This window comes from Nocardia vinacea (assembly GCF_035920345.1).
In the GTDB taxonomy this organism is placed as follows: Bacteria; Actinomycetota; Actinomycetes; order Mycobacteriales; family Mycobacteriaceae; genus Nocardia; species Nocardia vinacea_A.
Genome location: NZ_CP109149.1, coordinates 2,109,891 through 2,133,337, shown reverse-complemented (window position 1 = coordinate 2,133,337; position 23,447 = coordinate 2,109,891). Strand labels below are relative to the sequence as shown.

General features: G+C 66.9%; 20 protein-coding genes and 2 pseudogenes. 5 read left to right on the top strand and 17 right to left on the bottom strand.

Annotated elements, in window-relative coordinates; all coding sequences use genetic code 11:
* A complete protein-coding gene (locus OIE68_RS10150; RefSeq protein ID WP_327099121.1) occupies positions 1-1,734 on the bottom strand; it encodes a non-ribosomal peptide synthetase in 1,734 nt (577 codons plus the stop codon).
* Between the two features lies 1 nt (position 1,735).
* Positions 1,736-2,575: a hypothetical protein gene (locus OIE68_RS10145; RefSeq protein WP_327099120.1), complete on the bottom strand. Its 840-nt coding sequence runs from the start codon at positions 2,573-2,575 to the stop codon at positions 1,736-1,738.
* 356 nt (positions 2,576-2,931) lie between these two features.
* On the opposite strand from OIE68_RS10145, the pseudogene OIE68_RS10140 reads away from it, so the two are divergent.
* A pseudogene (locus OIE68_RS10140) lies at positions 2,932-3,303 on the top strand (fumarylacetoacetate hydrolase family protein); the annotation flags it as partial.
* A 416-nt stretch (positions 3,304-3,719) separates the two neighbouring features.
* On the opposite strand, the gene OIE68_RS10135 reads toward OIE68_RS10140, so the two are convergent.
* From OIE68_RS10135 to OIE68_RS10120, 4 genes are all read right to left on the bottom strand, one after another.
* Positions 3,720-4,238 (bottom strand): carboxymuconolactone decarboxylase family protein, encoded by a 519-nt coding sequence (locus OIE68_RS10135; RefSeq protein ID WP_327099119.1) that lies wholly within the window; start codon positions 4,236-4,238, stop codon positions 3,720-3,722.
* Between the two features lie 38 nt (positions 4,239-4,276).
* The gene (locus OIE68_RS10130) at positions 4,277-4,723 is read right to left on the bottom strand and encodes a DoxX family protein (RefSeq protein ID WP_327099118.1); all 447 of its coding nucleotides are present in this window, start codon (positions 4,721-4,723) and stop codon (positions 4,277-4,279) included.
* 124 nt (positions 4,724-4,847) lie between these two features.
* Positions 4,848-5,552 carry a tetratricopeptide repeat protein gene (locus OIE68_RS10125; RefSeq protein ID WP_327099116.1) on the bottom strand — a complete coding sequence of 235 codons (705 nt, stop codon included), beginning with the start codon at positions 5,550-5,552 and terminating at the stop codon, positions 4,848-4,850.
* An 81-nt stretch (positions 5,553-5,633) separates the two neighbouring features.
* On the bottom strand, positions 5,634-6,563 hold the full coding sequence (locus OIE68_RS10120) for a hypothetical protein (RefSeq protein ID WP_327099115.1): 930 nt from the start codon (positions 6,561-6,563) through the stop codon (positions 5,634-5,636).
* 24 nt (positions 6,564-6,587) lie between these two features.
* Here OIE68_RS10120 and OIE68_RS10115 point away from each other — a divergent pair, with 24 nt between their 5' ends.
* Positions 6,588-7,910, top strand: coding sequence for an AfsR/SARP family transcriptional regulator (locus OIE68_RS10115; protein ID WP_327099114.1), 1,323 nt, complete (start codon positions 6,588-6,590; stop codon positions 7,908-7,910).
* 172 nt (positions 7,911-8,082) lie between these two features.
* Here the strand turns inward: OIE68_RS10115 and OIE68_RS10110 are convergent, their stop codons facing one another.
* The 6 genes from OIE68_RS10110 to OIE68_RS10085 form a co-directional block, all read right to left on the bottom strand.
* Positions 8,083-9,084 (bottom strand): GlxA family transcriptional regulator, encoded by a 1,002-nt coding sequence (locus OIE68_RS10110; protein ID WP_327099113.1) that lies wholly within the window; start codon positions 9,082-9,084, stop codon positions 8,083-8,085.
* A 112-nt stretch (positions 9,085-9,196) separates the two neighbouring features.
* Positions 9,197-10,177, bottom strand: a complete 981-nt coding sequence (locus OIE68_RS10105) for an alpha/beta hydrolase (protein ID WP_327099112.1) — start codon at positions 10,175-10,177, stop codon at positions 9,197-9,199.
* Positions 10,178-10,187: 10 nt separating this feature from the next.
* Entirely contained in the window at positions 10,188-11,144 is a 957-nt protein-coding gene (locus tag OIE68_RS10100; RefSeq protein ID WP_327101629.1) for a pyridoxal-phosphate dependent enzyme, read from the bottom strand.
* Between the two features lie 82 nt (positions 11,145-11,226).
* Positions 11,227-11,799 carry a carboxymuconolactone decarboxylase family protein gene (locus tag OIE68_RS10095; protein ID WP_327099111.1) on the bottom strand — a complete coding sequence of 191 codons (573 nt, stop codon included), beginning with the start codon at positions 11,797-11,799 and terminating at the stop codon, positions 11,227-11,229.
* Between the two features lie 140 nt (positions 11,800-11,939).
* A complete protein-coding gene (locus OIE68_RS10090; protein ID WP_327099110.1) occupies positions 11,940-12,236 on the bottom strand; it encodes a putative quinol monooxygenase in 297 nt (98 codons plus the stop codon).
* A 26-nt stretch (positions 12,237-12,262) separates the two neighbouring features.
* On the bottom strand, positions 12,263-13,312 hold the full coding sequence (locus OIE68_RS10085; protein WP_327099109.1) for an aldo/keto reductase: 1,050 nt from the start codon (positions 13,310-13,312) through the stop codon (positions 12,263-12,265).
* A 140-nt stretch (positions 13,313-13,452) separates the two neighbouring features.
* On the opposite strand from OIE68_RS10085, the gene OIE68_RS10080 reads away from it, so the two are divergent.
* Positions 13,453-14,307: a helix-turn-helix transcriptional regulator gene (locus OIE68_RS10080; RefSeq protein ID WP_327099108.1), complete on the top strand. Its 855-nt coding sequence runs from the start codon at positions 13,453-13,455 to the stop codon at positions 14,305-14,307.
* Between the two features lie 597 nt (positions 14,308-14,904).
* On the opposite strand, the gene OIE68_RS10070 is transcribed toward OIE68_RS10080, so the two are convergent.
* A complete protein-coding gene (locus tag OIE68_RS10070; protein ID WP_327099107.1) occupies positions 14,905-16,995 on the bottom strand; it encodes a trehalose-6-phosphate synthase in 2,091 nt (696 codons plus the stop codon).
* 98 nt (positions 16,996-17,093) lie between these two features.
* Between OIE68_RS10070 and OIE68_RS10065 the strand changes: the two genes are divergently transcribed.
* On the top strand, positions 17,094-18,080 hold the full coding sequence (locus tag OIE68_RS10065; protein ID WP_327099106.1) for a carbohydrate kinase family protein: 987 nt from the start codon (positions 17,094-17,096) through the stop codon (positions 18,078-18,080).
* Between the two features lie 211 nt (positions 18,081-18,291).
* On the opposite strand, the gene OIE68_RS10060 is transcribed toward OIE68_RS10065, so the two are convergent.
* From OIE68_RS10060 to OIE68_RS10050, 3 genes are all read right to left on the bottom strand, one after another.
* Positions 18,292-19,650, bottom strand: coding sequence for an IS110 family transposase (locus OIE68_RS10060; RefSeq protein WP_327099105.1), 1,359 nt, complete (start codon positions 19,648-19,650; stop codon positions 18,292-18,294).
* A 150-nt stretch (positions 19,651-19,800) separates the two neighbouring features.
* On the bottom strand, positions 19,801-21,018 hold the full coding sequence (locus OIE68_RS10055) for a hypothetical protein (protein WP_327099104.1): 1,218 nt from the start codon (positions 21,016-21,018) through the stop codon (positions 19,801-19,803).
* A gap of 9 nt (positions 21,019-21,027) precedes the next feature.
* The gene (locus OIE68_RS10050) at positions 21,028-22,434 is read right to left on the bottom strand and encodes a pyridoxal phosphate-dependent decarboxylase family protein (RefSeq protein WP_327099103.1); all 1,407 of its coding nucleotides are present in this window, start codon (positions 22,432-22,434) and stop codon (positions 21,028-21,030) included.
* Positions 22,435-22,874: 440 nt separating this feature from the next.
* On the opposite strand from OIE68_RS10050, the gene OIE68_RS10045 reads away from it, so the two are divergent.
* The gene (locus tag OIE68_RS10045) at positions 22,875-23,072 is read left to right on the top strand and encodes a hypothetical protein (RefSeq protein WP_327099102.1); all 198 of its coding nucleotides are present in this window, start codon (positions 22,875-22,877) and stop codon (positions 23,070-23,072) included.
* Positions 23,073-23,163: 91 nt separating this feature from the next.
* Here the strand turns inward: OIE68_RS10045 and OIE68_RS10040 are convergent.
* Positions 23,164-23,434: pseudogene (locus tag OIE68_RS10040) on the bottom strand (IclR family transcriptional regulator); the annotation flags it as partial.
* Between the last annotated feature and the right edge of the window lie 13 nt (positions 23,435-23,447).

The window sequence follows — 23,447 nt, the reverse complement described above, 5'->3', positions numbered from 1 at the left end:
TCAGTGCCATGCCGGGCGGAAGGGGGGACCGAGCAACCTGCGCACCGTGCGGTGGCTCAGCACATCGGTGAGGGTGAAATCCACGCCGCTGCGGCGGGCCCGGGTCACCAGACGCGCGGCGGCCAGACTGGTTCCGCCGAGGGCGAAGAAGTCGTCATCGACGCCGACCTCGTCGAGTTCGAGCAGTTCGGCCATCAGCTCACACACGAGCTGTTCTGTGGGCGTCTGCGGTGTCGCGGACGAATCCCCCTGCCTCCCAGCGCTTTCAGCGGGTTCCGGCAGTGCGGCGTAGTCGAGCTTGCCATTCGGGGTCAGGGGGAACGCTTCGAGCAGCACGATGGTCGTCGGCACAAGGTGTCCCGGAAGTCGGTCGGCCAGGTACTGCCGCAGAGCGGCTGCGGTCGGGGTGGCGCCGGGCGCCGGTGTGGCGTACGCGACGAGCCCTGTGTCCGCGGATCCGTCATCGCGAGCGACCACCGCAGCTCGATCCACGTCGGCGGCCCGGGTGAGCATGTCGGCGATTTCGCCTGGCTCGACCCGGAATCCGTTGATGGACAGCTGGTCGTCGACCCGGCCCGCGAACTCGAGCAGGTCATCGTCTCGGCGGCGGACGCGGTCGCCGCTGCGGTACATCCGAGTGCCGGGCGGCCCGAGCGGGTCCGCGACGAAGGCGGCGGCCGTGAGCCCGGGGCTACGCAGGTAGCCGCGCGCGAGTTGTGACCCGGCGATGTACAACTCACCCTCGTCGACGGGAAGGAGTCGGGAGTCGAGCAGGTACAGCCGGGTCCCCGGGGTGGCCAGGCCGATGGGGACGGGCCCGGGTGCGAGTGCATCGCCCGGCCCCACCCGGTGGACACAACAGCCCACCGTGGCCTCGGTGGGCCCGTACTCGTTGACGACGGTGACCGCCGGATTCTCACGTCGCCAGTCGGTGAGCACCGCACCGGTGAGCGCTTCGCCACCCACTATGAGATCCGAGGTGGGCGCGCAGTGCGCGAATGTGGAGCGCAGCAGCGACAGGTGCGCGGGAGTCACCTTGAGAAATGTCGGCGTATCGCAGGTCCCCCTGCCGTCGTCCAGGGACGCGACATCGAGCGTTCCGCCCGCGACCAGCGGGCCGAACAGACTTGTCACCGCCATGTCGAACGCTGGCGAGGAATGCACGCGCACCAGGCCGGCCAGGCCCGGATACGACGTCACGGCCCAACGGAGATACGTTGCGAGGGCACCGTGTTCGATGATGACGCCCTTGGGTCGGCCGGTGGAACCGGACGTGTGGATGACGTAGGCGGCATCGTGTGGCGCCGGGCCGAGTAGCGGATTGCCGGGAGAATCGTCGTCGCCGGTCTCCACGCCCATCGGGACGATGGAAGCGAGTCCGGACATCCACTGTGGGCTGTGCTGGTCGACCAGCACGAGCTGCGGTTCGGCTGCCCGCAGCAGCGCCTCGGTACGCCGCGGCGGATCGGTCACGGCCAGCGGCAGATAACCCGCCCCGCTCTTGACAATCGCGAGCAACGCAATGACGAGATCGACGGAGTTGTCGAGGTACACCGCGACGAGATGGCCGCGGCGCACTCCGTGGCGGTGCAACGCTCGGGCCTGATGTGTGGACGCGTCGTCGAGCTGGCGGTAGCTCAGTCGCCCGTGCGGGTGCACGACAGCCGTGGCATGGCCGCTCCGGTGCACCTGTTCGCGGAACAGTTCTGCGACAGTGGATGTGCCGGTCGCCATGTCATCTCCTACCTTCCGGCTGCATCGCGTTCAGGACCAGGCGTGCGACCTGGGGTGTCCGCAACAGGTCGCGGCGGCCGATCGCGGTGGGGATGCGGTGCGCGGTGAAACCCAGTTCCCCGTCGTCTTCGGCAGAGATCACGGCGGTCGCCGATGACCACCGAGGGTGCGGCGCCATGGTCGACGCCGCCCTCAAATATGCTGTGTAGGAGGCGAATACATCGATCAGCTCGGCACCGACGTCCGGTGCGACACCGACTCGTTCGAAGGCGTCGCGCGCGGCATCGCGGTAGAGCGCCAGGAGCCGATCCAGGATGCCGGGAACATCCCGCGGCCACTCCAAAAGCAGGGCGCTCGCTTCGCCGATGAGGTCGTCGCGTTCGGCCGCCGACAGCGGGGATAGTGCAGTGAGGGTGGTGCGAATGTCGCGGAATACCGAATCCCTGGTGGGCCGACCGGGATTGAAAACAATGGTGGCAGGTCGGCGGCCTTGCTGTCGCGCCACCTCATCGGCGAGGGCGGAGGCGAACACGCTGCCCGCGCAATATCCGAGTATCGCGTCGATCTCCGCTCCGGAGGCGGCAAGCCGTTCCCACCACCACGCGGTGTAGGCCTCGCCCGACGCGGTGTCGGCGACGCTCGCGGGTGGCTGGGCGGTCAGCCAGACCGCCACCGGCTCGGGCAGCAGCGCCGCGAGGTCACGGAACCCTGCTTCACCGCGGCTGGTGAGGTCGAAATCGACTGCCACCACAAGGAATTCGCCGGCACCCGACCTGAGGTCGAGGAAACCCGGCGGGACGATGCCACCGGGGTGGGCGGCTGCCGACGAATCTGACCCCACGTAGACGCTCCATTGCAGCGAGGGCTGGATCCTGCAAGTAAACCCGATGCCGGGGTCACCGTTGCCCTTCGCATATTCCCGATGATGGGGATTCTACGAAAATCGCTGGCACGCAGTGGATTCGGCTGCCACGCCAGGGGCGGCACTTGAATGCGTATGCGCCCCTGGCGATTCCCTACGACCTGGACGCGATCACGATGGCCAGCCTCCGGACGTAGCGAGCTGAACCCGGAATCGCCGATCGGAGTGCGAGATTCGCGCGATCCGTTCGAGCGGCTCGCTCGAAACCGCGAGGACTTCCGAGCCGACAATCGTTGCCACACAAGCCAGTTGTGGTCTCGGCGTGGTTCGGTTAGATGGGGCGGGAACTACCCGCATATCCGACCTTGTTCGCCAAGTTCCGGGAAGCGCTGACCGGGCCGTACGACAACGTCATCGTCCCGACCTATGCCGCGGCGCAATGTGATTGGGACGGTGAACTCGCCGTCATCATCTCCCACATCGTCACCCTGCAACCGGGTGACGTCATCTGCACCGGAACTCCCGGCGGTGTCGGTCACGCCCGGAAGCACCCGGTCTACATCCAGAACGGGGAAACCGTCGAGGTCACCATCGAGGGCCTCGGGACCGCCCCACCGACTAACGGTCTGCGGATAGCGGATGTTCGGACGTGTAGCGTGCTTCCTCGCTCCAGACTGCGACGGAGCCGAGCATGCCGCACCGAGTAGTCGACGAGTTTGTAGACTTTTCCCTCCTCGTTGAATGTATAGCCGCCCGCTACGTTGTCGCAGGAAGATGGGCGGGTGGTGTACTCGAGTTGCTTGCCGGTGCTCCTGTCGAGCAGGACCATCTGATTGTTGGCGATGACGGCGATCTAGGTGGTGCCGACTGCGCAGATCTGGTGTACGCCAGGGATTTTCCAGAGATCTTGTCCAGCTATTTTCAACAGGTTCCAGCCGGAACCAGATAATTCGCTCTCCGGCCAAGCGGGGGAACCTCAACCGGCAACTCGGGGTCTGTCCAGTTAACGGCTCTGTCGCACCTTCGGCTCTGGTGCACAGGGCGCGAGATGCCCAGCGTAAGCCGGGAAAGCGCGGTCGCCGTGCCCATCGGCATTGCGACCGCGTCCCGTCGGGCGCGGGATTTACTGTCCCGCAACAGGTGTCCACTGTGCTACGGGCGATACGCCGGGGATCGGCTTGCCGATGACGGCCACCGGGACGAAGAAGTTCACCTGCCCAATTGCCATCGCCAGGGTGGCCAATGCCTTGTCGTCGTAGTGGGCACTGGCCTGCGTGTACAGCTCGTCGGACACCCGCGTGCCCTCGGGCGACGGTTGCAGGACAGCCTCGACCAGGGCGAGCGCGGCGCGTTCGGCGTCGGTGAAGTAGGGGGCGTCCTGCCAGGTCACCACGGCCGCGATGCGTTCTTCGGACTCACCTGCCTTACGCAGGCCGCCTGCCTGCTGCAGCACCAAATAGGTGCTTCCGACGATCTGTCCGGCGCGCAACTGGATCAGGCCGATCGTGGTCCGCGGGACCGAGCCGTTGCCGGTGGCCTTGAACAGTGCCTTGGCGACGTCGCCCATTTCCGGAACGAGTTGTTGTGGGTTGGGCAGCCGCGAGCCGGTCAGCTCCTGTGTGGTGTTCGCATTGGTTGACATGATGATTTCCTTTCTCCTGATATCAGGTTCGGTGTGGCTCAGGCATGCTGCGGTCGGTGCTGGAGAGCACCGAGTTTGTTCAGCGATGCGGACCGTGTGATGGCGACGCCGGTGGGCAGCGCCGCGCGGGTGGCGACGGTGAAGGCGGCGAACAGCAGTGGCCCGCCCCACTTGTCCGGGCTGTCGCCGACGGCCAGGTGTGAGGCTGCGGCCCCGCCGTAAACGAAAAACAATCCGGCGTAGGCCCATTCTTTCGTGCGCGGGTGGCCGGGCGTGAGGAGCGCGACCAGCACCGCGACCTTGGCCGCGCCGAGGATGGTCGCGAAATACATCGGATACCCGAGTTCGCTGAACACCTCACGGACGTAGGGGGTGCGGGCCAGGTCCCAGTAGGAACCGACCGCGGTCTCGGTCAGCACGGCGGCTGCGGGCACCCATTTCGCCAATTGCAGTGCGCGAGAAGAAAGTTTCGAGGCGATGGTCATTGATGTTTACTCCTGTTGCGTAAATGCACCAGGACAGCGTCGGCCGCCGGGTTGATACTTCTGCGATGTGGCCGCGATGGGACCGGCGACGCGCCTGCATCGTCGATGAGTCGCTCGGGGATGGCTACGGCAGTCCGGCCAGAAAGTCCGCCACGTCGCCGGCCTCCGGTAGGCCGAGTGTCTCGAACAGATTCAATGCGAGCGCGGCCTGCCTGCGAGCCAGGTCCAACTGGCCGCGAAGGTGATGGGCTCGCGCCAGCCCATCATGGGCGCCGGCGAGCGCGGGCGTGTTGCCCGTCTCCGTCGCGAGTTCGAGCGCGGCGGAGTGATCGCGGATCGCCTGTGCGGCATCGTCGCAGGCGCGGACGGTCTCGCCCAGCCCGTTCAGCGCGGCCGCCATGTCGCTGCGATTGCCGAGCGAGCCGAACAGCTCGACCGCCTGGCGGTGATAGCGGTGGGCCTCGTCGAGCATTCCGTGTCGGCGGCACAGTGTGCCGAGCTTGTCGAGCACCAAGGCTTCTCCCAGCTGGTTGTCCGCCTGGCGGTGCAGCAGCAGCGCCCGATCGAGATGGTCGCGGGCCTGGGGATACTGGCTCTCGTCGAGAACCAGCGCGAGACTGCCGAGGACATGGGCTTCGCCGCTGCGATTACCGATCTCGCGGGTGAGCCGGAGCGCGGTCTGGAAATGGCCGTACGCCTCGGCAAGGTGCCGACGAGTCCGACATTGCGCGCGACGATTCGCTGTCCCAGCTGCTCGACCATTATCTGCATACCGCCCGGGCCGCGGTGGATCTGCGGTTCCGCCACAGCGCCGCCGACCGCAGTCCATTGCCGCCCGCCACCGTCACGATCACTGCTTTCGAGGACCCGGACGCCGCGGCAGCGTGGTTGCATGCCGAACGCGACAATCTCATCGCAGCCACCCTCCATGCCGCAGATCACGATCGGCCGGCCTATGCACGCGATATGGCCGCAACGCTGCGGCCCTATCTGGACGGATACTCACACTGGCGGCATGCACATCCAACAGACCCTCGAGCACCAGTTCGGCGTCGTCGGAGCAGGGCAGGCCGGCCAGGGCGGCCGCCGCGGCCGGGTCGACGTCGCGGCCGGGGAGCAGGCCGAGCAGCCGGAACATGCGCTGCTGGCCGGAGGTGAGTTGACTGTAGGACAGCGCGAAGGCCGCGGCGACGCCGCGTTCGGAGGTTGACAACTCGGCGAGGCGCCGGCGCTCGTCGCGTAGCCGTTCCGCCAGGTAAGACACGGTCCATTGCGGGCGGTGCAGCAGTCGGGCTGCCGCGATCCGTACCGCCAGTGGCAGAAATCCGCACAGCTGCAGCACATCGAGAGCCGCCACCGGCTGCGCAGCGGCTCGTTCACCGACGATCTGCTCGAACAGTGCCACGGCATCGCGGGGTGGCAGTACCTGCATTGAAACAGCCTGTGCGCCATCGAGATCGACCAGCCGTCTGCGGCTGGTGATCAGTATCAGGCTGTCGGTGGCGGCAGGCAGCAGCGGACGAATATGGTTGGTGTCTGCGGCGTTGTCGAGCACGGTGACGATTCGGCGACCGATCAGCTCGGTGCGCCACAGCGCGCCCCGATCGCTCTCGTCGGCCGGGATGCGATTGGGCGGAATTCCGATCTGGCGCAACAATATTTCCAGTGCGGCGGCCGGAGCGAGCGCGGCGCCATCGGCCGCGTATGCCTGCAGATCGACGAACAACTGGCCGTCGGGGTACCGGTCGCCGTTCCATCGGATCCGGTGCCCGGCGTCGCGAGCGAACTGTTCCCAGAACGCGCCCTGCGTCCCGGCCCATCGCCCTTCCGGAACGGACACAGCGCATTGATCTCATCGCAACCCATGCAGGTACATTTCTCGATTCTCGGGCCCGTCGAGATCACTGTCGACGGGCAAGCCACGGCTTTGGCTCCTCGCCACCGCGGAGTGCTCACCTACCTGCTCCTCAACGACGGCAGAGTCTGCACCATCGATCGGCTCATCGACGCCGTCTGGGGACTCGATGCGCCCGTCACCGCCCGCGCACAGATCCACGCCGCTCTCACCGCGATCCGACGGGTCCTGCGCAACACCGACGCCGCGTCGGTCATCGAAACCCGGGCCGCCGGGTACGTTGCGCATCCGACGCCGGATCAGTTCGACCTCGCCGAGTTCACCGGTCACGTCGCCGCCGCCACACGCGAGGCGGATACTCACGCCGCTGCCGCGAAATTGCGCACGGGACTGGCGCTGTGGCGAGGGGACGCTCTGGCCGATCTGACTGCCGATTATGTGGCCGGTGCCCGCGCCCGGTTGCACGAGCAGCGGCTCAGCGCGTTCGAGCGACTGATGGACCTGGAGTTGTCGCTGGGCAGTCACGAACTCCTGCTGGATGAACTGATCGCAGCGCTGGCCGAGAACCCGTTGCGGGAACGGCTCGCCGGCCAGTTGATGCTTGCGCTGTATCGGTCCGGACGGCAGAGCGACGCGCTGGCCACGGCCCGCTCACTGAGAAACACACTCGTCGAACGGCACGGGCTGGACCCGGGATCGTCATTTTCCGAGCTGGAACAGGCGATCCTGCGCGACGATCCCAGGTTGCGGTTGCCCGCGAACCACACCGACGCGGAACCTGTCGAGTCTCATCGACCGGCCACGTCGTCTCCCACCCCGCCGCCGTCGCCGAATCCTCCGCCGCGCCGAACGAACTTCCTGCCCTACGACATTCCCGATTTCGCGGGCCGGGAAGCCGAACTGAATCGGCTCGGCGCCGCCCCCTGCGGCTCGGGCGGTGTCGTCGCTGTCGACGGTATGGCCGGGGTCGGCAAGACCGCGCTGGCCGTCCATGTCGCTCACCGCCTCACCGCACAGCAGGAACCCGGGCGTTATCTGTTGCATGATCTGCTGCGCGCCTATGCGGCCGCGATCGTAGCGGCCCATGCCGACGCGGTCCGGCTGCACGCGGTCGCACTGGCGGCCAACCGCAGGCTCGCCGATGGCTCCGGTGAGGCGCGGGCGCTGACCGACCTCGGCTGGACTTGCTGGAGGCAGGGCGAATACCCGGACGCAACACGGTATTCGGAGCAGGCATTGACCGCGGCCCGGACGAGCGGGGATCGCTTCGAGGAAGCACGCGCCCACAACACACTCGGCAACATTTGCTGGCGGCAACGCGATGGCCGCTGACACGAACGCCGCAGCGTCGGCGGATATCGTCTGGGAGATTCCGAGCCGACGCGAGCGATGCGCTTGTCAAGCAGTAACTCATGCTCCCCGATTGCGACTCGTACGCTCCGAAAACCCTTGGTACAGGTCGCAATCGGGACACATGAGGGTCCCGTCGGCTAGATAATTCTGCTCACGCAGGGTTGAGCTGGGGATGCGTGGCAGTGGTGGAGGCAATCTGCTGTCGGTAAGCGTCGGGGGTGGTGGACAGCCGCCGGGCGATCAACCGGTGCAGTGTCTTGCCGTGCTTGTAGCCGACCGTGCGGGCAATCGCGTCGACGGTGAGGTCGGTGCTCTCGAGCAATCGGCGAGCGGCCTCCAGCCGCAGGGTCTCGATGAAATGTGCTGGAGTGGTACCGGTCTCGGCGCGGAAGGACCGCGCAAAGGTGCGTTCGCTCATCCCCGCTCGGGTGGCCAGCGCTGCGATTGTCAGATCCCCGGTCAGGTGGTCGGGCAGCCATTGCTGTACTGCCCGGATCGATGGTGTCCGGGCGGGCTGGCTGCGCAGCTGCGCGCTGAACTGTTCCTGCCCGCCCGCCCGATGGACGTAAATGACCAGTTGGCGGGCGATCAGCTGCGCGATCTCGGCGCCGAGATCGGCGTCCACCAAAGCCAGCGCCATATCGATTCCCGCACTGACCCCGGCCGACGTCCACCGATTGCGGTCGTGGACGCAAATCCGGTCCACCTCCACTCTTACCAGCGGAAATGCGCGGGCCAGATGATCACCCGCCCCCCAGTGCGTGGTGGCTCGGTACCCGTTCAGCAGCCCTGCTGCGGCCAGCACCAACGCGCCCGCGCACACCGAGGTGATTCGCTGGGACCTCCGCGCGAGTGCGGGCAGTTGCTGTGCCACCTCCGACGACGTCTCCGGCACGAATGCCCCGAACCCCCCGACCACGAGCAGGGTGTCGATCACCTCGGTGGTCGCAGCAACCTCCTCCAGTGCTCGGTCGACAGCGAAGCTCACCCCGCCCGCGAGTTCGATCGTCCGGCCGCCCGGTGACGCCGTGATCAGTCGATAGGCCGGACCGCCCACTGCATGGTTGGCCGTAGCGAACACATCCAGCGGACCCGCCAGGTCGAGCAGCTGGAAACCGTCGTAGACGACAAACACGACCGTCCGAGTAAGCACGCCGACATTATGACGGCCCTCCGAACTTTCCGACGCCGAAGTGCAGGGCGGGTATCCGCTTGGCGGGGGGTGTGCCGGGTATGCGAGCCGGCAGCCCGAGGGGGACATGTCGTCAGCCGACTCGGTTTTCCGCCACCCGGGTCGCGAGAAAGTCGACAATGAGTTCTGCTGTGGCGTCGGGCTTTTCAGCATGAAGGTAGTGGCCGCCGGCGATGGTCGCGAGCTGCCCGATACCCGGCGGCATCGCGGAGAGGACCGCTTCGCCCTCGGCCGTCGGATCGACGAAATCCGGGTCCGAGGTGCCCATGATCACCAGCGCTGGGCAGGCGACATTGGGCAGCTGCGCGTGCGCGTCGGTCGGCTGGGACTCGACCTTCATGAATTCCGCCATCCGCCCTGGCTCGCGCAGCGTGGCAGCCAATGCCGCCGTGTACTCTGCGTGGTCGGCCGGCTTGGTCGGGTAGGCCACGTCGAGGTAGCGCAGCCACCATCGCAGGCTTCCCGTTGCGGTCATGCCGAGCCGCAGCATCCCCTGCCGATACCGGCGAACCCTGCAGAAACCCGGCACGCTGAACTTTTGGGCCAGGGTGAAAGGGTTTATCTGCACGATGCCCGCGACCAGCTCCGGTGCGGTGGCGGCAGCGATCGTCGCCGCGCCCCCGGAAATCGAATGCCCGATGATCACCGCCGGACCGCCGAAGTGCTCGATCACCCCGACCATATCCCGCGCTACATCGGTCCGGCTGATGACTGCCCGCCCGGTCTGCGACACCCAGTCCATAGACGACTGGCCATGCCCGCGAATGTCCATATTGACAACCCGGTAGCCTGCCGCGGCCAGCCGCGGTACGACGGCCCGGTACACCTGGCGATGGTCGCCCATGCCGTGTGCCAATAGCACGAGCGGCCCGTCCCCGAGCGTGTCGTAGGCGATCCGGCCACCGGTCAACTCCACAAATTCGGTCACTGCTTCGCCTCTCCTGAAGTCCCTGCAGGTCAGGGACACACTGTGATGACCGAAATTGAACGGCAGAAGGCGGCCGAGCGCGAGGACGGCGGCAGATCCGGTCACCGAGCTGGCAGGGATCGTCACCGACCTTCGGTCAGTTGTCGATCAGGTCGGCGGGATCGGTATTGGCCCCGCACAAGACGATTCCGATCCGCTCCGCGGGCCGGGGCCGGTAGGCGCCGGTGAGCACGGCCGCCAGGCCCACCGCCGAACCGTATTCGACGGCGATGCGGTGGCGCTGCCACAACTGCAGGCGCGCGTGAACGATTGCGCCGTCGTCCACGACAACCGATCGGGCGTCGGTGGTCTTGGCCCACGCCAGGGCGGCGGGTGACACTCGGGGCGCGCCCAGGGATTCCGCGGCGATGGAATCGATATCCACCTCCAAGACGGCGTCTGCGGCCAGCGCAGCGTGCAGCGCCTGGCTGCCCTCTGGTTCGGCTCCGACCAGCCGGATACCCAAGGTGTCGGCGACGGCGGCGATGCCGGAGAACATGCCGCCGGCGCCGACTGCGCAGACGACAGTGTCCAGCATCGGGCGGGCGGCAGCGAGTTCGAGCAGGATGGTGCCTGCGCCTGCACAGGTGAGGGTGTCGTCGTGGGTGTAGGCGTCGATGGCCCCGGTTTGCTCCTGGAATCGCCGGGCGACCTGCAACGTATCCGCTTTGGTCGTACCCGCCACGTGCACCTCGGCGCCGAGGCTGCGCAGCCGTTCGACCCTGGCCGAGGGAGTCGAACGATCGAGGAACACCGTCGCGGGAATACCGAGCCGCTGGGCCGCCCAGGCGAATCCGATGTCTGCGTTGCCGCCAGTGGCCGAGACGATGCCGGCGGCCGGCATTCGTCGCGCCTGCACCAGAGCAACCACCAGGTTCGCCGCACCCCGGGCCTTGAAGGAACCGGTGTGCTGCAGGAATTCCAGGGCCAGAACGATCTCGGCGTCCGGGACGAGATCCGCATCTGCGTCGATCACTGTCAGCGGTCGGAGGATCCCTTTGATGCGATCGGCGGCCGCCGCAACGTCGTCGATGGCAGGAAGGCATGGACCCATCACCCGACACTGCTCCTCATGCCGACCGACGTACCGCCGACAACGACGGGCCGGGTGGGAACACCAGCGCCCGAACCCGGCATCATCGCTGCTCGCCAGCCGGATCGGTATGGCGCACCCGCGGCCAGTCGATCGGCACCCGCCCAGCGAGCGACAAATAGGAGTCGAACACCCCGAGCGCAATCTCGGCCACCACATCGACGAGTTCTGCCACCGACAGCATGGCTCGGGCCGCGGCCAGCTCCTGGTCGGTGACCGCCCCGCCGCGGCGGACCAGTGCCATCGCCCAGGCCAGGATCGCGGCCTGCTTCGGATCCGACGCTGTGCCGAATCGTGCGTCGGCCACTGCGTCCTCGCTCAGTCCGGCCACGCGCGAGGCGAGAAAGCTGTGGGCCGATAGTACGTAATCGCATCGGTGCTCCTGTGCCAGCAGCAGGCCCACGCGCGTCCGGGTCGCCGCCTCCAGCGCGCTGTCACCGCGCAGTGAGCCGGCAAGAGCGAGATACCCGCGCATCGCGGCCGGACTGTGCGCCAGCACCTTTGCGAGATTGGGCGTGATCCCGAACATGGTTTGGGCGGTGTCGAAGAGAGTGCGGGTGGCGTCGGCCGTCGTCTCCGGCTCGATCAGCGGCAACTCGAGGATGTGGTCGGACATGCGGTCAGCATTGTCGGCCAGGTTGATACTTTTGCGATGCGCTCGCGATGGGACTTCGGATGCCATGAAGAACGCCAGGAACCCGAACTCATCACCCGGGGAACAGCCGCTCGGTGTTCCGCTGCCGGGTTCTCGACGGTTCACCCGGTGGGGGCGGTGACGAGTTCGCGGATGGTCATCGGCTCGGCGAGCACGAATTCGAGCACCTGCTGCACGTGTCGGAAGTGCGCGGACGTGAAGTGTTCGGCGAGTGCCTGCGCGCCGGTCCACTGCTCGACGATCACCATCCGGCCTGCGTGGTTGGGGTCGAGGTAGGGCCGGTAGGCCAGGCAGCCGGGCTCCTCCAGCGAAGGCTCGATCATCGCCTCCAGCGCGGTGCGAAGCCGGTCCTCCTGCCCGGGCGCGGCCAGGCACTCGGCGATGACGGTCAATGACATGGTGATCTCCTGTGCGGTAGGGGTTTTCACGGCTGAGCGGGGCCGGCGCCCGCGCCGGATGCGGTGATCGCGGCGGCGATCTCGGCCAGGTCCGACGGTGTCAGCGTCACCGAGTTCGCGCCGATCCAGCCGTCGACCTGGTCTGATCTGCGTGCACCGACGATGGCTCCGGTGATACCCGGCCAGGCCAGCACCCAGGCGATGGCCACCTCGGCGACGGTGGCGTCGTGTCGTGCGGCGATGGGGCGCAGCGCGTCTGCCAACCGGAGGTTGGCGGTGAGGCCGGTGCTGAAGTCGTGATGGGCTCTCCGCCAGTCCTCAGCGGGCAGACCGGCCACACGCTCGGCGGAAAAGGCCCCGGTGAGCAGGCCGGACTGCAGTGGCGAGTAGACGATCACGCCGGTCTCATGTGCGCGTGCCCAGGCGATCTCGGCGGCGGAGGACCGGTTGATCGCCGAGAACGGCGGCTGGATGACATCGACATGAGCGATCTGCTCGGCGGCCTCGAGCAGGTCGGGCGTGTGATTGGACAATCCGATGGCCCGGACCTTGCCTTCGGCCTTCAGGTCGGCCATGACCTGCCAGTACTCCTCCAGCGGGGTGGCGTTGGGCGATACCGCGCCGAACCCGCCACCGGCGTACTCCAGCGATTCGCCGGTGTCGGGATAGTGGACCTGATACAGGTCGATGTGGTCGACGCCCAGCCGCCGCAAGGAGTCTTCGACCTCGCGGCGCACGCTGGCGGGCTTCATGATCCGTCGAGGGGCGGCCGACGGATTCTCCGGATCCCAGACCAGGCCGACCTTGGTGAAAAGATAAGGGCGGTCGGCGTTCGGCAGGCCGGCGATGGCCTTGCCGACCAGTTCCTCCGAATGGCCCAGGCCGTACACCGCGGCGGTGTCGATCCAGTTGACGCCCGCGTCGAGCGCGTGGCGGATGGCAGCAATCGATTCGGCGTCGTCCGTGGCGCCCCAGCTGAAGGTCCAGCCCGAGCCTGATACGGCCCACGAACCGAAGCCGAGTCGGGTGATGTCCATGCCGGTGGTGCCGAGCGGGATGGCGGTCAGGTTGGTCATTGCGCAGTGCTCATTTCTTCGCTGTGTTGTTTCCGGTGTCTCCAACCTTGATCGCCGTATCTCGGGTTACCCAGTGCCGGCCGCAGCCTAGGCACCACATGACCAGGCTCGCGCCCACCCGGCGCGGGGATACTGGCCCTATGCCACTGGACAGACGGGCCGAACTCGGCGAATTCCTGCGGTCCCGGCGGGCTCGCCTGCGGCCCGAGGAGCTCGGACTGCCTGACTACGGCGGTCGGCGCCGGGTACCTGGGCTGCGCCGGGAGGAGCTCGCGCAGCTCGCCGGAGTCAGCGTCGACCACTATGTGCGTCTGGAACAGGGGCGCACCCTGCACTTCTCCGAAGCCGTGCTGGATGCGGTCGCCCGAGCACTGCGCCTGAACGATGTTGAGCGGCAACACTTCTACCGGCTCGCGCGACCTTGGTCGGAAGGGGACCACGCGGATGGGTCGCAGCAGGTCCGGCCGGGGCTGCGGCGGCTGCTGGACTCTGCCGCCGACGTGCCCGCGTACATCGTCGGCCGCAACACCGATGTGCTGGCCTGGAACCGTCTCGCCGCCGCGCTGATCACCGACTTCGGCGCACTGCCACCCACGCAGCGAAACCTGGCCCGCCTGGTCTTCCTGGACGAGGGCATGCGCAGCCTCTACGCCGACTGGCCGCAAAAGACCCGCGACGTGGCCGCCTACCTCCGGCTCGACGCCGGGCGGCACCCGGACGACCCGGAAACGGCGGCCCTGCTCGACGAACTGTCGGCGGCCAGCGCGGAATTCCGGACAGCGTGGGCAGAGCACCACCTGAAGGACAAGACCCACGGCCGGTACGTCTACCGGCACCCGGTGGTCGGCGAACTGGACCTCGGCTTCGAAACCCTGCGCCTCCCCGACGATCCGGACCAAGCACTGATCGCGCACACTGTCGAGGAAGGCTCACCCTCACACACCGCTTTGCGGTTACTCGCCAGCTGGGCCGAGGAGACGCGGTCGGTCACCTGAGACCACTCGCCGTGGCGGTACACCGGGTGTCGGACTGATCGTCTCCACTCCGAAGGGATCACACATGAATACCCGCTGTCATGGTGGGCCATCCTCTTCGGCCGATCAGAGATTGCCGTCGAAGGCGAGTTCCTGGACACGGTGATCGGCATGGCCGGCACTGCCACCGAGATCGTCATGCTGCGACCGCCCTGCGGAGGAACGGCGCTGGAGCTTTCGAGTTTCGTACGGCCGGACCACCTCCCAGGTTCTCCCGCCGCGCCGGCGAGTTGTCGGACCAGTTGCCCATGTTTTGTGTTCCCTGGGAGATTCGCACGGGCAACCGATTGACCTGCGCTTTTCGTTCTGTTGGCAATCCGAAAGCGATGTGCAGGTAAAAGAAAACCCGCTGAACTGCGGAGACGTTTCGCAGGCAAGTGCCCTCGGTTCGTCGTCGCTGCTGGTAGGCAAGGTTTGGCTCAACCGGTTTGCTTGCACCGTCCGGCATGCTAGGAGCATCTCGTATCAGCTGGCCTGCGGGTTCGGACACGTCGGAACGCTCGAAAAGTAGCCGATTTCCGCGTGTTTCGCGATGTACGAATCTGCCGAGTTGCGCGATCAGGACGGCTGGTAGGTGATCGGCGCTGCGGCCGGGTCGGGGGTGCGGACACGGATGGCGTCGATGATGCGGGTCGCCCAGTCGATGGGGCGGTCGTGGCCTAAGAGGTGGGCCAGACGTTTCGCGCGAGTGCGGCGCTCGGTGTGGTCGAGGGACAGTGCGCGGGCGAGTGTGGCGGTGAGGTCTTCGGGCGAATGCGGGTCGGTGAGTAGGGCGGCGTCGCCGAGTTCTGTTGCGGCGCCGGCGTAGCGGGACAGCACCAGCACCCCGGGCCGGGAGCCGGGTCCGGCCACTGCCGACTGGGCGGCGACGAATTCCTTTGCGGTCAGGTTCATGCCGTCCTGCAGGGAGGTCACCCAGAACACGTCCGCGGCCAGGTAGTGGTCCATCACCTCGGAGAGCGGCAGGTTGTGCGGGATGTAGTCGATCGGTTGCCAACTGCCGACACGCCAGGCGTCGTTGATCTCGGTGGTGCGTCGCTCGAGAGCGCTGCGAGTGGTGTCGTAGGCGGAGATGCCTGGTTCTGGTGGTGAGCAGACGAGCCGGAACACCAATCGGCCGTGCAGGTCCGGCCGTTGCTCCAGCAACGCCGCTATGGCCTCGACCTTGTGTACGGGGGCTTTGGTGTAATCGAGACGTTCGACGGAGAGCACCAATGGGTGTCGGCTGGGCCGTGTGCGCGAGGCGCGGCTGCGGGCGAGTGTTTCGATGGCTGGACGGTCGATACCCAGCGGATGGACACCCAAGGTCGGCAGTGTGGGCTGGCCGGTCAGGGTTTGTCGAAAGTTGTCGGCGAAGGCATTGGTGTGAAATCCAGCCCAGTTCAACTGTATGAGCGAGGAACGAATTTCGTCTGCGGTGGGCAGGGCGGCGAACACCGCCGGCGGCGGGAACGGAGTGTGGTGGAACAGTCCGATGCGCAGATCGGGGCGGACTCGGCGAAGCAGGCCGGGGACGAGCCATAGGTTGTAGTCGTGTAGCCAGACGGTCGCGCCGTGCGCTGCTCGATCGCCGATACGCTCGGCGTATCGCTGGTTGATCACGCGATAGTGGGTCCAGGCCGCGGTGTCGAAGCGCATGCGGTGCGGCTCGGACATGAGGATCGGCCACAGTGTGTCCTTGCATGCGCGATGGAAGTAGCCGCTCCATTCGTCGGGGGTTACCGGCAGTAGTGACAACGGGGCCTCGTGCTCGCGTGCGTCGACACCGTCCTCGCCGACCTGAGCGGCGACCCAGATGCCCGGTAACCCTTGGGCGAACAGGGCGGTCAGGCTGGGGAGAATCCCGTTGGGGCTGGACGGTGATCGTTGCTCACTTCGGGGGACCGGTGGTCGGTGATAGCCGACTATCAGGCAGTGCCGGTCCTCGGTGCAGTTGTCCGGTGAGACCCACCCCAGCGCGTGCAGTGCTGTGAGAATCCCGCCCGCGCCCGGACGTTCGGGGCGATGGATACGCGCTGCGAGGGGAACCGCCCGGTATAGGGCGGGCTCGGCGGCGCCGACTATCACGCCGTGTGTGCCCAGTTCGAACAGCGATGCATCGTTGAGCGAATCACCGGCCACCAGGACGGAATCCATTGGCCAACCGAGCTTTTCGGCCAGCGCCGCCAGGGCGTTGCCCTTGGATGCGTTGGGCGGCATGACGTCGAAGTAGCGGTCCGCGGAGTACAGCCACCGGCATCCGAGCGCCTGGACAGCGGTGGTGAGTTCATCGGTCAGCTGGCCCGGTGCCAGGTGGTACGAGCAGCGCCCGTCCTGCGCCACCCGTTGGTATGTCAGTTGCCCGAAGCGGCTCAACGCTTGCCGAACTTGTTGTGTCCCAGGCCATCCGGTACGAAGATGGGCCTGAATATCGCCGACCGGCCGCAGGTCGGTGCCGTCGACCACGGTGGCACCGACATCGGCGATGATCCAGCGTGGTCTCGGCACCAGCGGATCACACAGCACCTCGGCGACCGACGCCACGCCGCGGCCGGTGGCGAAAACCACCGTCACCTCGGGATGGCGGGCCAACACCGCGTACAGCCGACGCTGGTCGGCGATCTCCCCGCCCAGCAACGTACCGTCCAAGTCGGTGACCAGGATCCTCATCACCAATCCAAAGCTAACACCCGCAGCGTGAATCCCTGTGCCGCCGTGACCGTCTCGACCTCCCACATATGCCACTTCACCCCCGGTACGCTCATCGGATGGGCACAGACGAGCCGGGTGGGCGGGAAATTCTCGTGGTGGGCGCCTATTTTGTGGATCTGATCTTCCACGGGCTACCCGCGCCCGTCCGACCTGGCCGAGAGGTCTTCGCCGATGGGTTCACAATGATGCCCGATGGCGCCTACACCCTGGCTATGGCCGCGCATCGGCTCGGGCACGATGTTGTGTGGGCGACCGACTTCGGCACCGATCCCTTCAGCACCCATGTCCTGCACGCGGCACGCGCAGAAGGAGTGGACGAGAGCGCCTTCCGACATCAGCCGACCCCGCTGCGCAGCCTGACCGTAGCCCTGTCCACGCCCGAGGACCGTGCGATGGTCAGTTTCCAGGACCCGAGCTCCCCGCAACCGCTATCGTCGCTGCTGCGGCAATACCGACCACGTGTCCTGATGGTGCCGCAACTACGCTACGACGCCGACACCGTGCACGCGCTGGAGCTCGCCCGCCACCTCGGCACCACCGTAGTGATGGACTGCCAAGACGTCGCCGTCGATGTCGACACCCGCGGAGTGCGAGCCGCGCTGGCTTCCACCGATATCTTCGCGCCCAACGCCGAGGAAGCACTGCGGCTGACCAGGGCGCCGACCATGGACGATGCGATATCGCGGCTGAACGAACTTGTGCCGACCGTGGTGATCAAACTCGGCAGCGCCGGAGCCACCGCGGCACACGACGGAGAACGTTATGACGTTGCCGCACCAGAGGTTTCGGCTCTGGATACCACCGGAGCCGGTGACTGCTTCAACGTCGGTTTCGTTCATGGTCTGCTCGCCGGCTGGCCGCCGGCGAAATGCCTCGCCGCCGCGGTTGCGTGCGGAACGGCAGCCACCACCGGCCCAGGGTCCAGCACGGCTCCGGGGACCGCCGACCTCGAGCGGTGGCTCGCGCGAACCACAATATTGCGTCTTGCGGCTGCGGCTCGCGAACAACGCTGGCCAACGGTTCAGCCTCCCACAATGCACTGAAATCAGCGTAAGTCGTTTTGTGTCAAGCGGTCCGGTCGGTGCCCTGTGGTCTGTCGTCGTCCCGGCATAGCGGTAATGGGGTTGATCCCGGCAGCGTGTAATCGGGTTGTGTGACGACAGGTCGGGGCTGCCCATGATTTCCGGCGAGATCACCAGGTGTCTCGATGCCGCGTGGGGCTCGCCCCGACCGACCGCTCGACGATCCGCCTGTTCAGGCGGCGGTCGAGATCATGGCGGCCTCGGTTGTGGTGGTGCCGTGGGTGGCGATGTGCGGGTTCCAGGGTTGTCTGGTGGTGACCACGGCGTGGAGTTGGCGCAGGATCGCCGCGGCGATCACGGCCTGAGCCTGGGTGGGAGTGAGCGGGTTCGTCTCTCGGGTGGTCAGATGCCGGTAGCGGGCGGCATAGACGGGGTTGGCGCGTTGGGTGCCCCACACGCCTCGCCAGGCAGCCAGCCGCAGTCCTGGGCGCCCGGCTCCGGTGAGCCGGGCGCGGCCGGTGAAGCTCCCGGATTTCTTCTCCCGGGGTGCAAGACCGGCGTGTTTGACTACCGCTCGCGCGGTCCGAAACCGTGCGGGGTCGCCGGTTTCGGCCAGGATCGCTGCGGCCCCCACTGCGGACAGTCCGACGATCGAGGTGACCAGCTCGGTGAGCCGGAGCTCGTCGAGCACGCTAACCATGCGGGTTTCGGTGTCGGTCAGGCGTCGCTTAGTGTCTGCCCAGTCTTCGAGCAGCAGGTGCACTCGTTCCAGCGCACCGCGCCGGTGGGCGAGCACTCCGGCCGGATCATCCAGTGCCGCAAAGAGTTTGCTGGTGATCCGAAAGCACGGTCGCTTCGCGCCCGCGCGGGTGACCTCGCCGCGGACGAGGCGTTCGAGCCGGTCTCGGCCCAACCGGCGGGTGCGGGCGAAGTCGGCGCCGTCGCGGCCGCAGATCACTCGCAGTGCTGCCATCCAGGTCCGGGATTTGAACGGCTGCTGGGCGGCTTCGAGCGCGGTCGGCCACACGCATTCGAGCAGGGCCCGGATCTGCTGGACTTGCGCTACCAGCTCGACCAGCAGTCGTTCGCGACGGGCACCCAGATGCCGCAGCCGACCCCAGGTTTCATCGACCGGCTCAGGTGCATAGCAGCGCAATTGCGCGGTCAACCGCGCGATCAGCACCGCGTCTTTGTCGTCGGTTTTGTCGGTGGTGAGATCCTCAGCACGACGCGACCAAGCGGTCATCGCTGGCTGCACACACACGAACAACATGTTCCGGTCGGCGGCCAGCTGTCCCAGCACTCGCCACCGATGTCCGGTCGGCTCACACGCCACCGTCGCCCCGGTGAATCCCGCGGCCCCGGCACGGGCGCCGGCCCAGTCCAAAGCAGCACCCATATCCCAGGCACGGCAACGGAACGTCTTGCGGGCCAGCACTTTCGAGTCATGGTCACAGACCACGACCATCTGTTTGCGGTCGGCCAGATCAATCCCGACGATCGCGTTCTCGGGCGGCACCAACGCCCGCAGCCCGCTCATACGCATGTTGCGGTTGCGATCACCCCGGGACACACCGCTACCGTTACTCATGCAACGTCCTCCTGCTCTTTGCGATAGGACACCAAGCCCGACAAGCGCATCAGGAGGACGTTCCCCACGTCCAGGAAACCGACGCACTAAACGTCTTTTTATGCCGAATAGCGGATTAGGTCGCGCCGGGGAGCGGGTGTGTGCCGAGTGTTATCGCCAGGTCGGTGTTTGTCCGGTGTCGGCGAGGCGCCAGCCTTGGTCGGGTGGGCAGGTGCCGTCGTAGTAGTACACGGTGCGGGGAAGGGCGAGTTGGGTTCCGTCGTTGTCTGCGAATGTTTTGCGTGCGAGCGATGGCAGCCGGTCGGGATCGAAGCCGAACAGGTCGGTGGCCAATGTGTTCAAGCGTGTGAGGGCGTGGTGGCCCATGAAGCTGTCGTAGACCAGGCTCATCAGGTGGGCGCAGTCGACCGCGACATCGCGTGGCACGACGTCCATCGGGGGCAGGTCGGCGGAATGCCCGAACCTGTGGCGTAGCGGGGCGAGGGTGTAGATCCCTCCGTCGCGGTAGGCGATTCGGCTGTGGCGACCGTCGCGGGTGAAGCTGAGTAGCGTGTTCTGGCCGTGCAATTCGGGCAGGCAGCCGGTGGAGAACACGGCCCGTACCCAGAACGCGATCATCGGCTCGATGATGTGCTCGGCCAGGAATGCCGCGGGTTCGACACCGGCCCGAGTCACCAAACGGTGCAGCAACGGCTGGCGGTCGGGTGACCGAATATCGTTGCCGTACAAGGCGAATAGCGGCACTGTGTAGTCGAAATCGTGCCCGTCGCGGACGAGTGAATCCCGGACGAGGTAGCCCCAGGCAGTGTCGGGGTCTCTGCCGAACAGGCCGCCGCCGAGGTCGCGGAGAACGGGCAGGCCCGCAGTGTGCAGCTGCGTCGTGGTCCACAGCTCGTGGCCGAGGTCGGGTGCGTTCATGGTCCGGTGGAAGCGGGAGATCCGTTGTGGGAAGTGCAGTTTCAGAAAATGCGGTGCGGTGGGGACGCCGTCGGCGCCGAGCACGAGGACGGTGCGGGCGTTCGCCAGCGGCATCACGTCGAGTACCGGTCCAGCAGCCATGGTGAGGAGTTGGTCACGGCCCGGCAGGTGCGGTAACGCCAATGTGTCGGGATGGACCGGGAGCAGCAAGCGGTCGTTGCGGGAGTAGATGTCATGCAGCGGTGACGAGGCCGAGGTGCGGCGGTATTCACCGTGTTCGGAGTCGACCCAGAATGTCGGGAGTTGAAATCCGGGGGCGCTGCCCTGGGGGTGGTAGTCGGCCGACACCGGCATCTCGGCGCTGTAGCGGCTGTAGTTGCGGGTGCCGGCACCGAGGTAACGCTCGGCGGAGGTCCACAGTGCCGTGCGGTCGTTGCCGGGGGTCAGCATATCCGCCCCTCAACCGGCGAGGTCGGCGACGAGGTCCAACAGCGGTGCGAGATCGTCGCCGCTGGTTTGTGGATGCAGCAAAGTTGCCTTGAGCCACAGCTTGATACGGCCGTCGCTGTCGGCGACGCGGGCGCGACCGAGCACCGCGCGCCCCTCGGCAAGCAGTTCCCGGCGTACCCGCGAAACGAGCGCGTCACCCTCCTCGAAGCCCAACTCGTCGGCGGCGACCGGCCGGAACAGGACAGTGCTGATGCCCACCGCGCCCGGGCGGCGCCGCATCCGCGGATGCGTGTCGACGATCTGCGCGAACTTCTCCGCCGCACACACGCAATGCTCGACCAATCCAGCCAGGCCCGCCTTGCCCAACGCCCGCATGGTCACCGCGATCTTGAATGCGTCGGGACGCCGGGAGGTACGGATGGATCGGCCCAGCAGGTCGGGCAGCCCCGCCGCGAGGTCATCGTCGGCGTTGAGATACTCGGTGTGATGCGCCAGCCCGGCCAACACAGCGGCATCGCGGACGGCGAGCACACCCGCGGCCACCGGCTGCCAACCAAACTTGTGCAGATCAAAAGCCACCGAATCCGCCGCGCCGACACCGGCCAGCCGCGACCGCAGTTCGTCGCTGAACAACAGCGGTCCACCGTAGGCGGCATCCACGTGTAGCCAAGCACCGTGCGCGGCAACCACATCCGCCAGTTCGGACAGCGGGTCGATCAATCCCGCATCGGTGGAACCGGCGGTCGCCACCACCAACACCGGCCACCGCCGATGCCCGCGGAGGGCCCGCCCCACCTCGGCGGGTGCCAGCACCCCCGTCGGACAATCGACCGTGATCGGCTTGGGCAAGCCCAGCAGCCAGGCCGCCCGCGCCACGCTGTGATGCGCGTTGTCACCGCACACCACTTGCACCGCGGACCCCCCGGATGCGCGCGCAGTCTCCCGGGCCAGCAGGACCGCCACCAGATTGGATTCCGTTGCCCCGCTGGTGATCACCGCATCCGGTGCCACCGCCTCGGGGTAGATCAGCGCGGCCAACGCCGCCACCACCTCGGCCTCGATCACCGACGCCGCCGGAGCCTGGTCCCACGAATCCATCGAAGGGTTCAGCGCGGACGCGGCAAGATCGGCCGCGACAGCCACCGGCAACGCTGCGCAATGCAAGTGCCCGACACACCACGCCTCGGCCGAGTCTGCCGACCCGAGCACCAACGCACGCGTCAGCTCCCGCAGCGCGACCTCCGCGCCGATCCCAACCTGCGGCAGCACCGAACCGACCCGACCGGTCACACAAACCTTCACCGCCGCCGGACCACCAGCAGGCAACGGCCCGCCACGCCGCACCCTGCCCGCAGCCAGTTCGCCCAGCACCACCTCGGTCAACCCGCGCAACGTCTCATCTTCGTGGGGTTCCACGGCACCCCTTTCCATACGAGACAGCTGCATCGCTCGTCCCGGGCGCTCCACCCTCGCGCGCCGCACGATGCGCAGCACCCACGGTGAGGGCGCGTCCTCGGCGCACAACTCTCAATCAGCCTGAAGCACAAACAATTTGCCAGCCCGACCTACATGAACATCCTAGATGCAGGACAGGTCCTCGACTGCGCGCCGAGCAGAGCGAGCTGACCGGTGTCCGGCATACCTATCTCCGAAACTCCATCGCCGAAGCCGGACTACGGACCCGACGCCTGGTCCCACCGTTCGCGGGGGTGCACGAAAAGCTCATGCTGTGGCATCGCGAGAACTGGTATCGCGCCCAGATGCAAGGCCGGACAGCCCAATTCGACGCCAGCGGCGCGCTGCGACGCTGACCGCCCCGCGGCCCGACCGCTCGTGCCGATGACTGGAAAGTGGATATGACAACGACCGAAATCTTCGAAGCGTGGAACGGTCCCGGCCGGTTGGACGGCCAGTTGACCACCGTGGAGGCACGCCACAATGGCTGGCAAAGCCGCCTCACACCACCCGCGCGCGCTCTCATGAACGAAGCACGCCGCTACGCTGCGCAAACCCCCACCGCCTGGGAAATCGCGAATGCAAGCACTCAAACCTAGGCACGACCGAGGTCAGCCAGCATGCTCGAAGCCTGTCGCGACGCTTCGCCCCAGTCGGCGGTGGCGCCGCACTGGATGGCTTGGGGTCACCGACGATCTCGTGGTCAGGATCCTGATCGACGAATCGCAGCCCGGCGCCGGCGAAGGAGGCGACGTACAGTCCGAGCCGAACCTGGGCGGCCCGCAGCGCTACGACGATCTTGTGAAGTGTCTTCGGTCGGGTCGGCGGCCGCGGCCGCCCAGGACAATTCGGCGGTTCTACGGCCCAATGCGAAGCCGGACAGATCAGGGACACGGACCAGGAATCCCTCGGCGACAAGCAGATTGAGCATTCGGTACGCGGAAGTGGACGGCACGCCAGCTGGTCGGTGCCAT

Coding starts and splice junctions, on each gene's coding strand:
- OIE68_RS10150 (WP_327099121.1), bottom strand. CDS start 1,734: ATGGCGACCGGCACATCCACTGTCGCAGAACTGTTCCGCGAACAGGTG.
- OIE68_RS10135 (WP_327099119.1), bottom strand. CDS start 4,238: ATGTCAACCAATGCGAACACCACACAGGAGCTGACCGGCTCGCGGCTG.
- OIE68_RS10130 (WP_327099118.1), bottom strand. CDS start 4,723: ATGACCATCGCCTCGAAACTTTCTTCTCGCGCACTGCAATTGGCGAAA.
- OIE68_RS10125 (WP_327099116.1), bottom strand. CDS start 5,552: ATGGACTGCGGTCGGCGGCGCTGTGGCGGAACCGCAGATCCACCGCGG.
- OIE68_RS10115 (WP_327099114.1), top strand. CDS start 6,588: ATGCAGGTACATTTCTCGATTCTCGGGCCCGTCGAGATCACTGTCGAC.
- OIE68_RS10100 (WP_327101629.1), bottom strand. CDS start 11,144: ATGGGTCCATGCCTTCCTGCCATCGACGACGTTGCGGCGGCCGCCGAT.
- OIE68_RS10095 (WP_327099111.1), bottom strand. CDS start 11,799: ATGTCCGACCACATCCTCGAGTTGCCGCTGATCGAGCCGGAGACGACG.
- OIE68_RS10090 (WP_327099110.1), bottom strand. CDS start 12,236: ATGTCATTGACCGTCATCGCCGAGTGCCTGGCCGCGCCCGGGCAGGAG.
- OIE68_RS10085 (WP_327099109.1), bottom strand. CDS start 13,312: ATGACCAACCTGACCGCCATCCCGCTCGGCACCACCGGCATGGACATC.
- OIE68_RS10080 (WP_327099108.1), top strand. CDS start 13,453: ATGCCACTGGACAGACGGGCCGAACTCGGCGAATTCCTGCGGTCCCGG.
- OIE68_RS10070 (WP_327099107.1), bottom strand. CDS start 16,995: ATGAGGATCCTGGTCACCGACTTGGACGGTACGTTGCTGGGCGGGGAG.
- OIE68_RS10065 (WP_327099106.1), top strand. CDS start 17,094: ATGGGCACAGACGAGCCGGGTGGGCGGGAAATTCTCGTGGTGGGCGCC.
- OIE68_RS10060 (WP_327099105.1), bottom strand. CDS start 19,650: ATGAGTAACGGTAGCGGTGTGTCCCGGGGTGATCGCAACCGCAACATG.
- OIE68_RS10055 (WP_327099104.1), bottom strand. CDS start 21,018: ATGCTGACCCCCGGCAACGACCGCACGGCACTGTGGACCTCCGCCGAG.
- OIE68_RS10045 (WP_327099102.1), top strand. CDS start 22,875: ATGACAACGACCGAAATCTTCGAAGCGTGGAACGGTCCCGGCCGGTTG.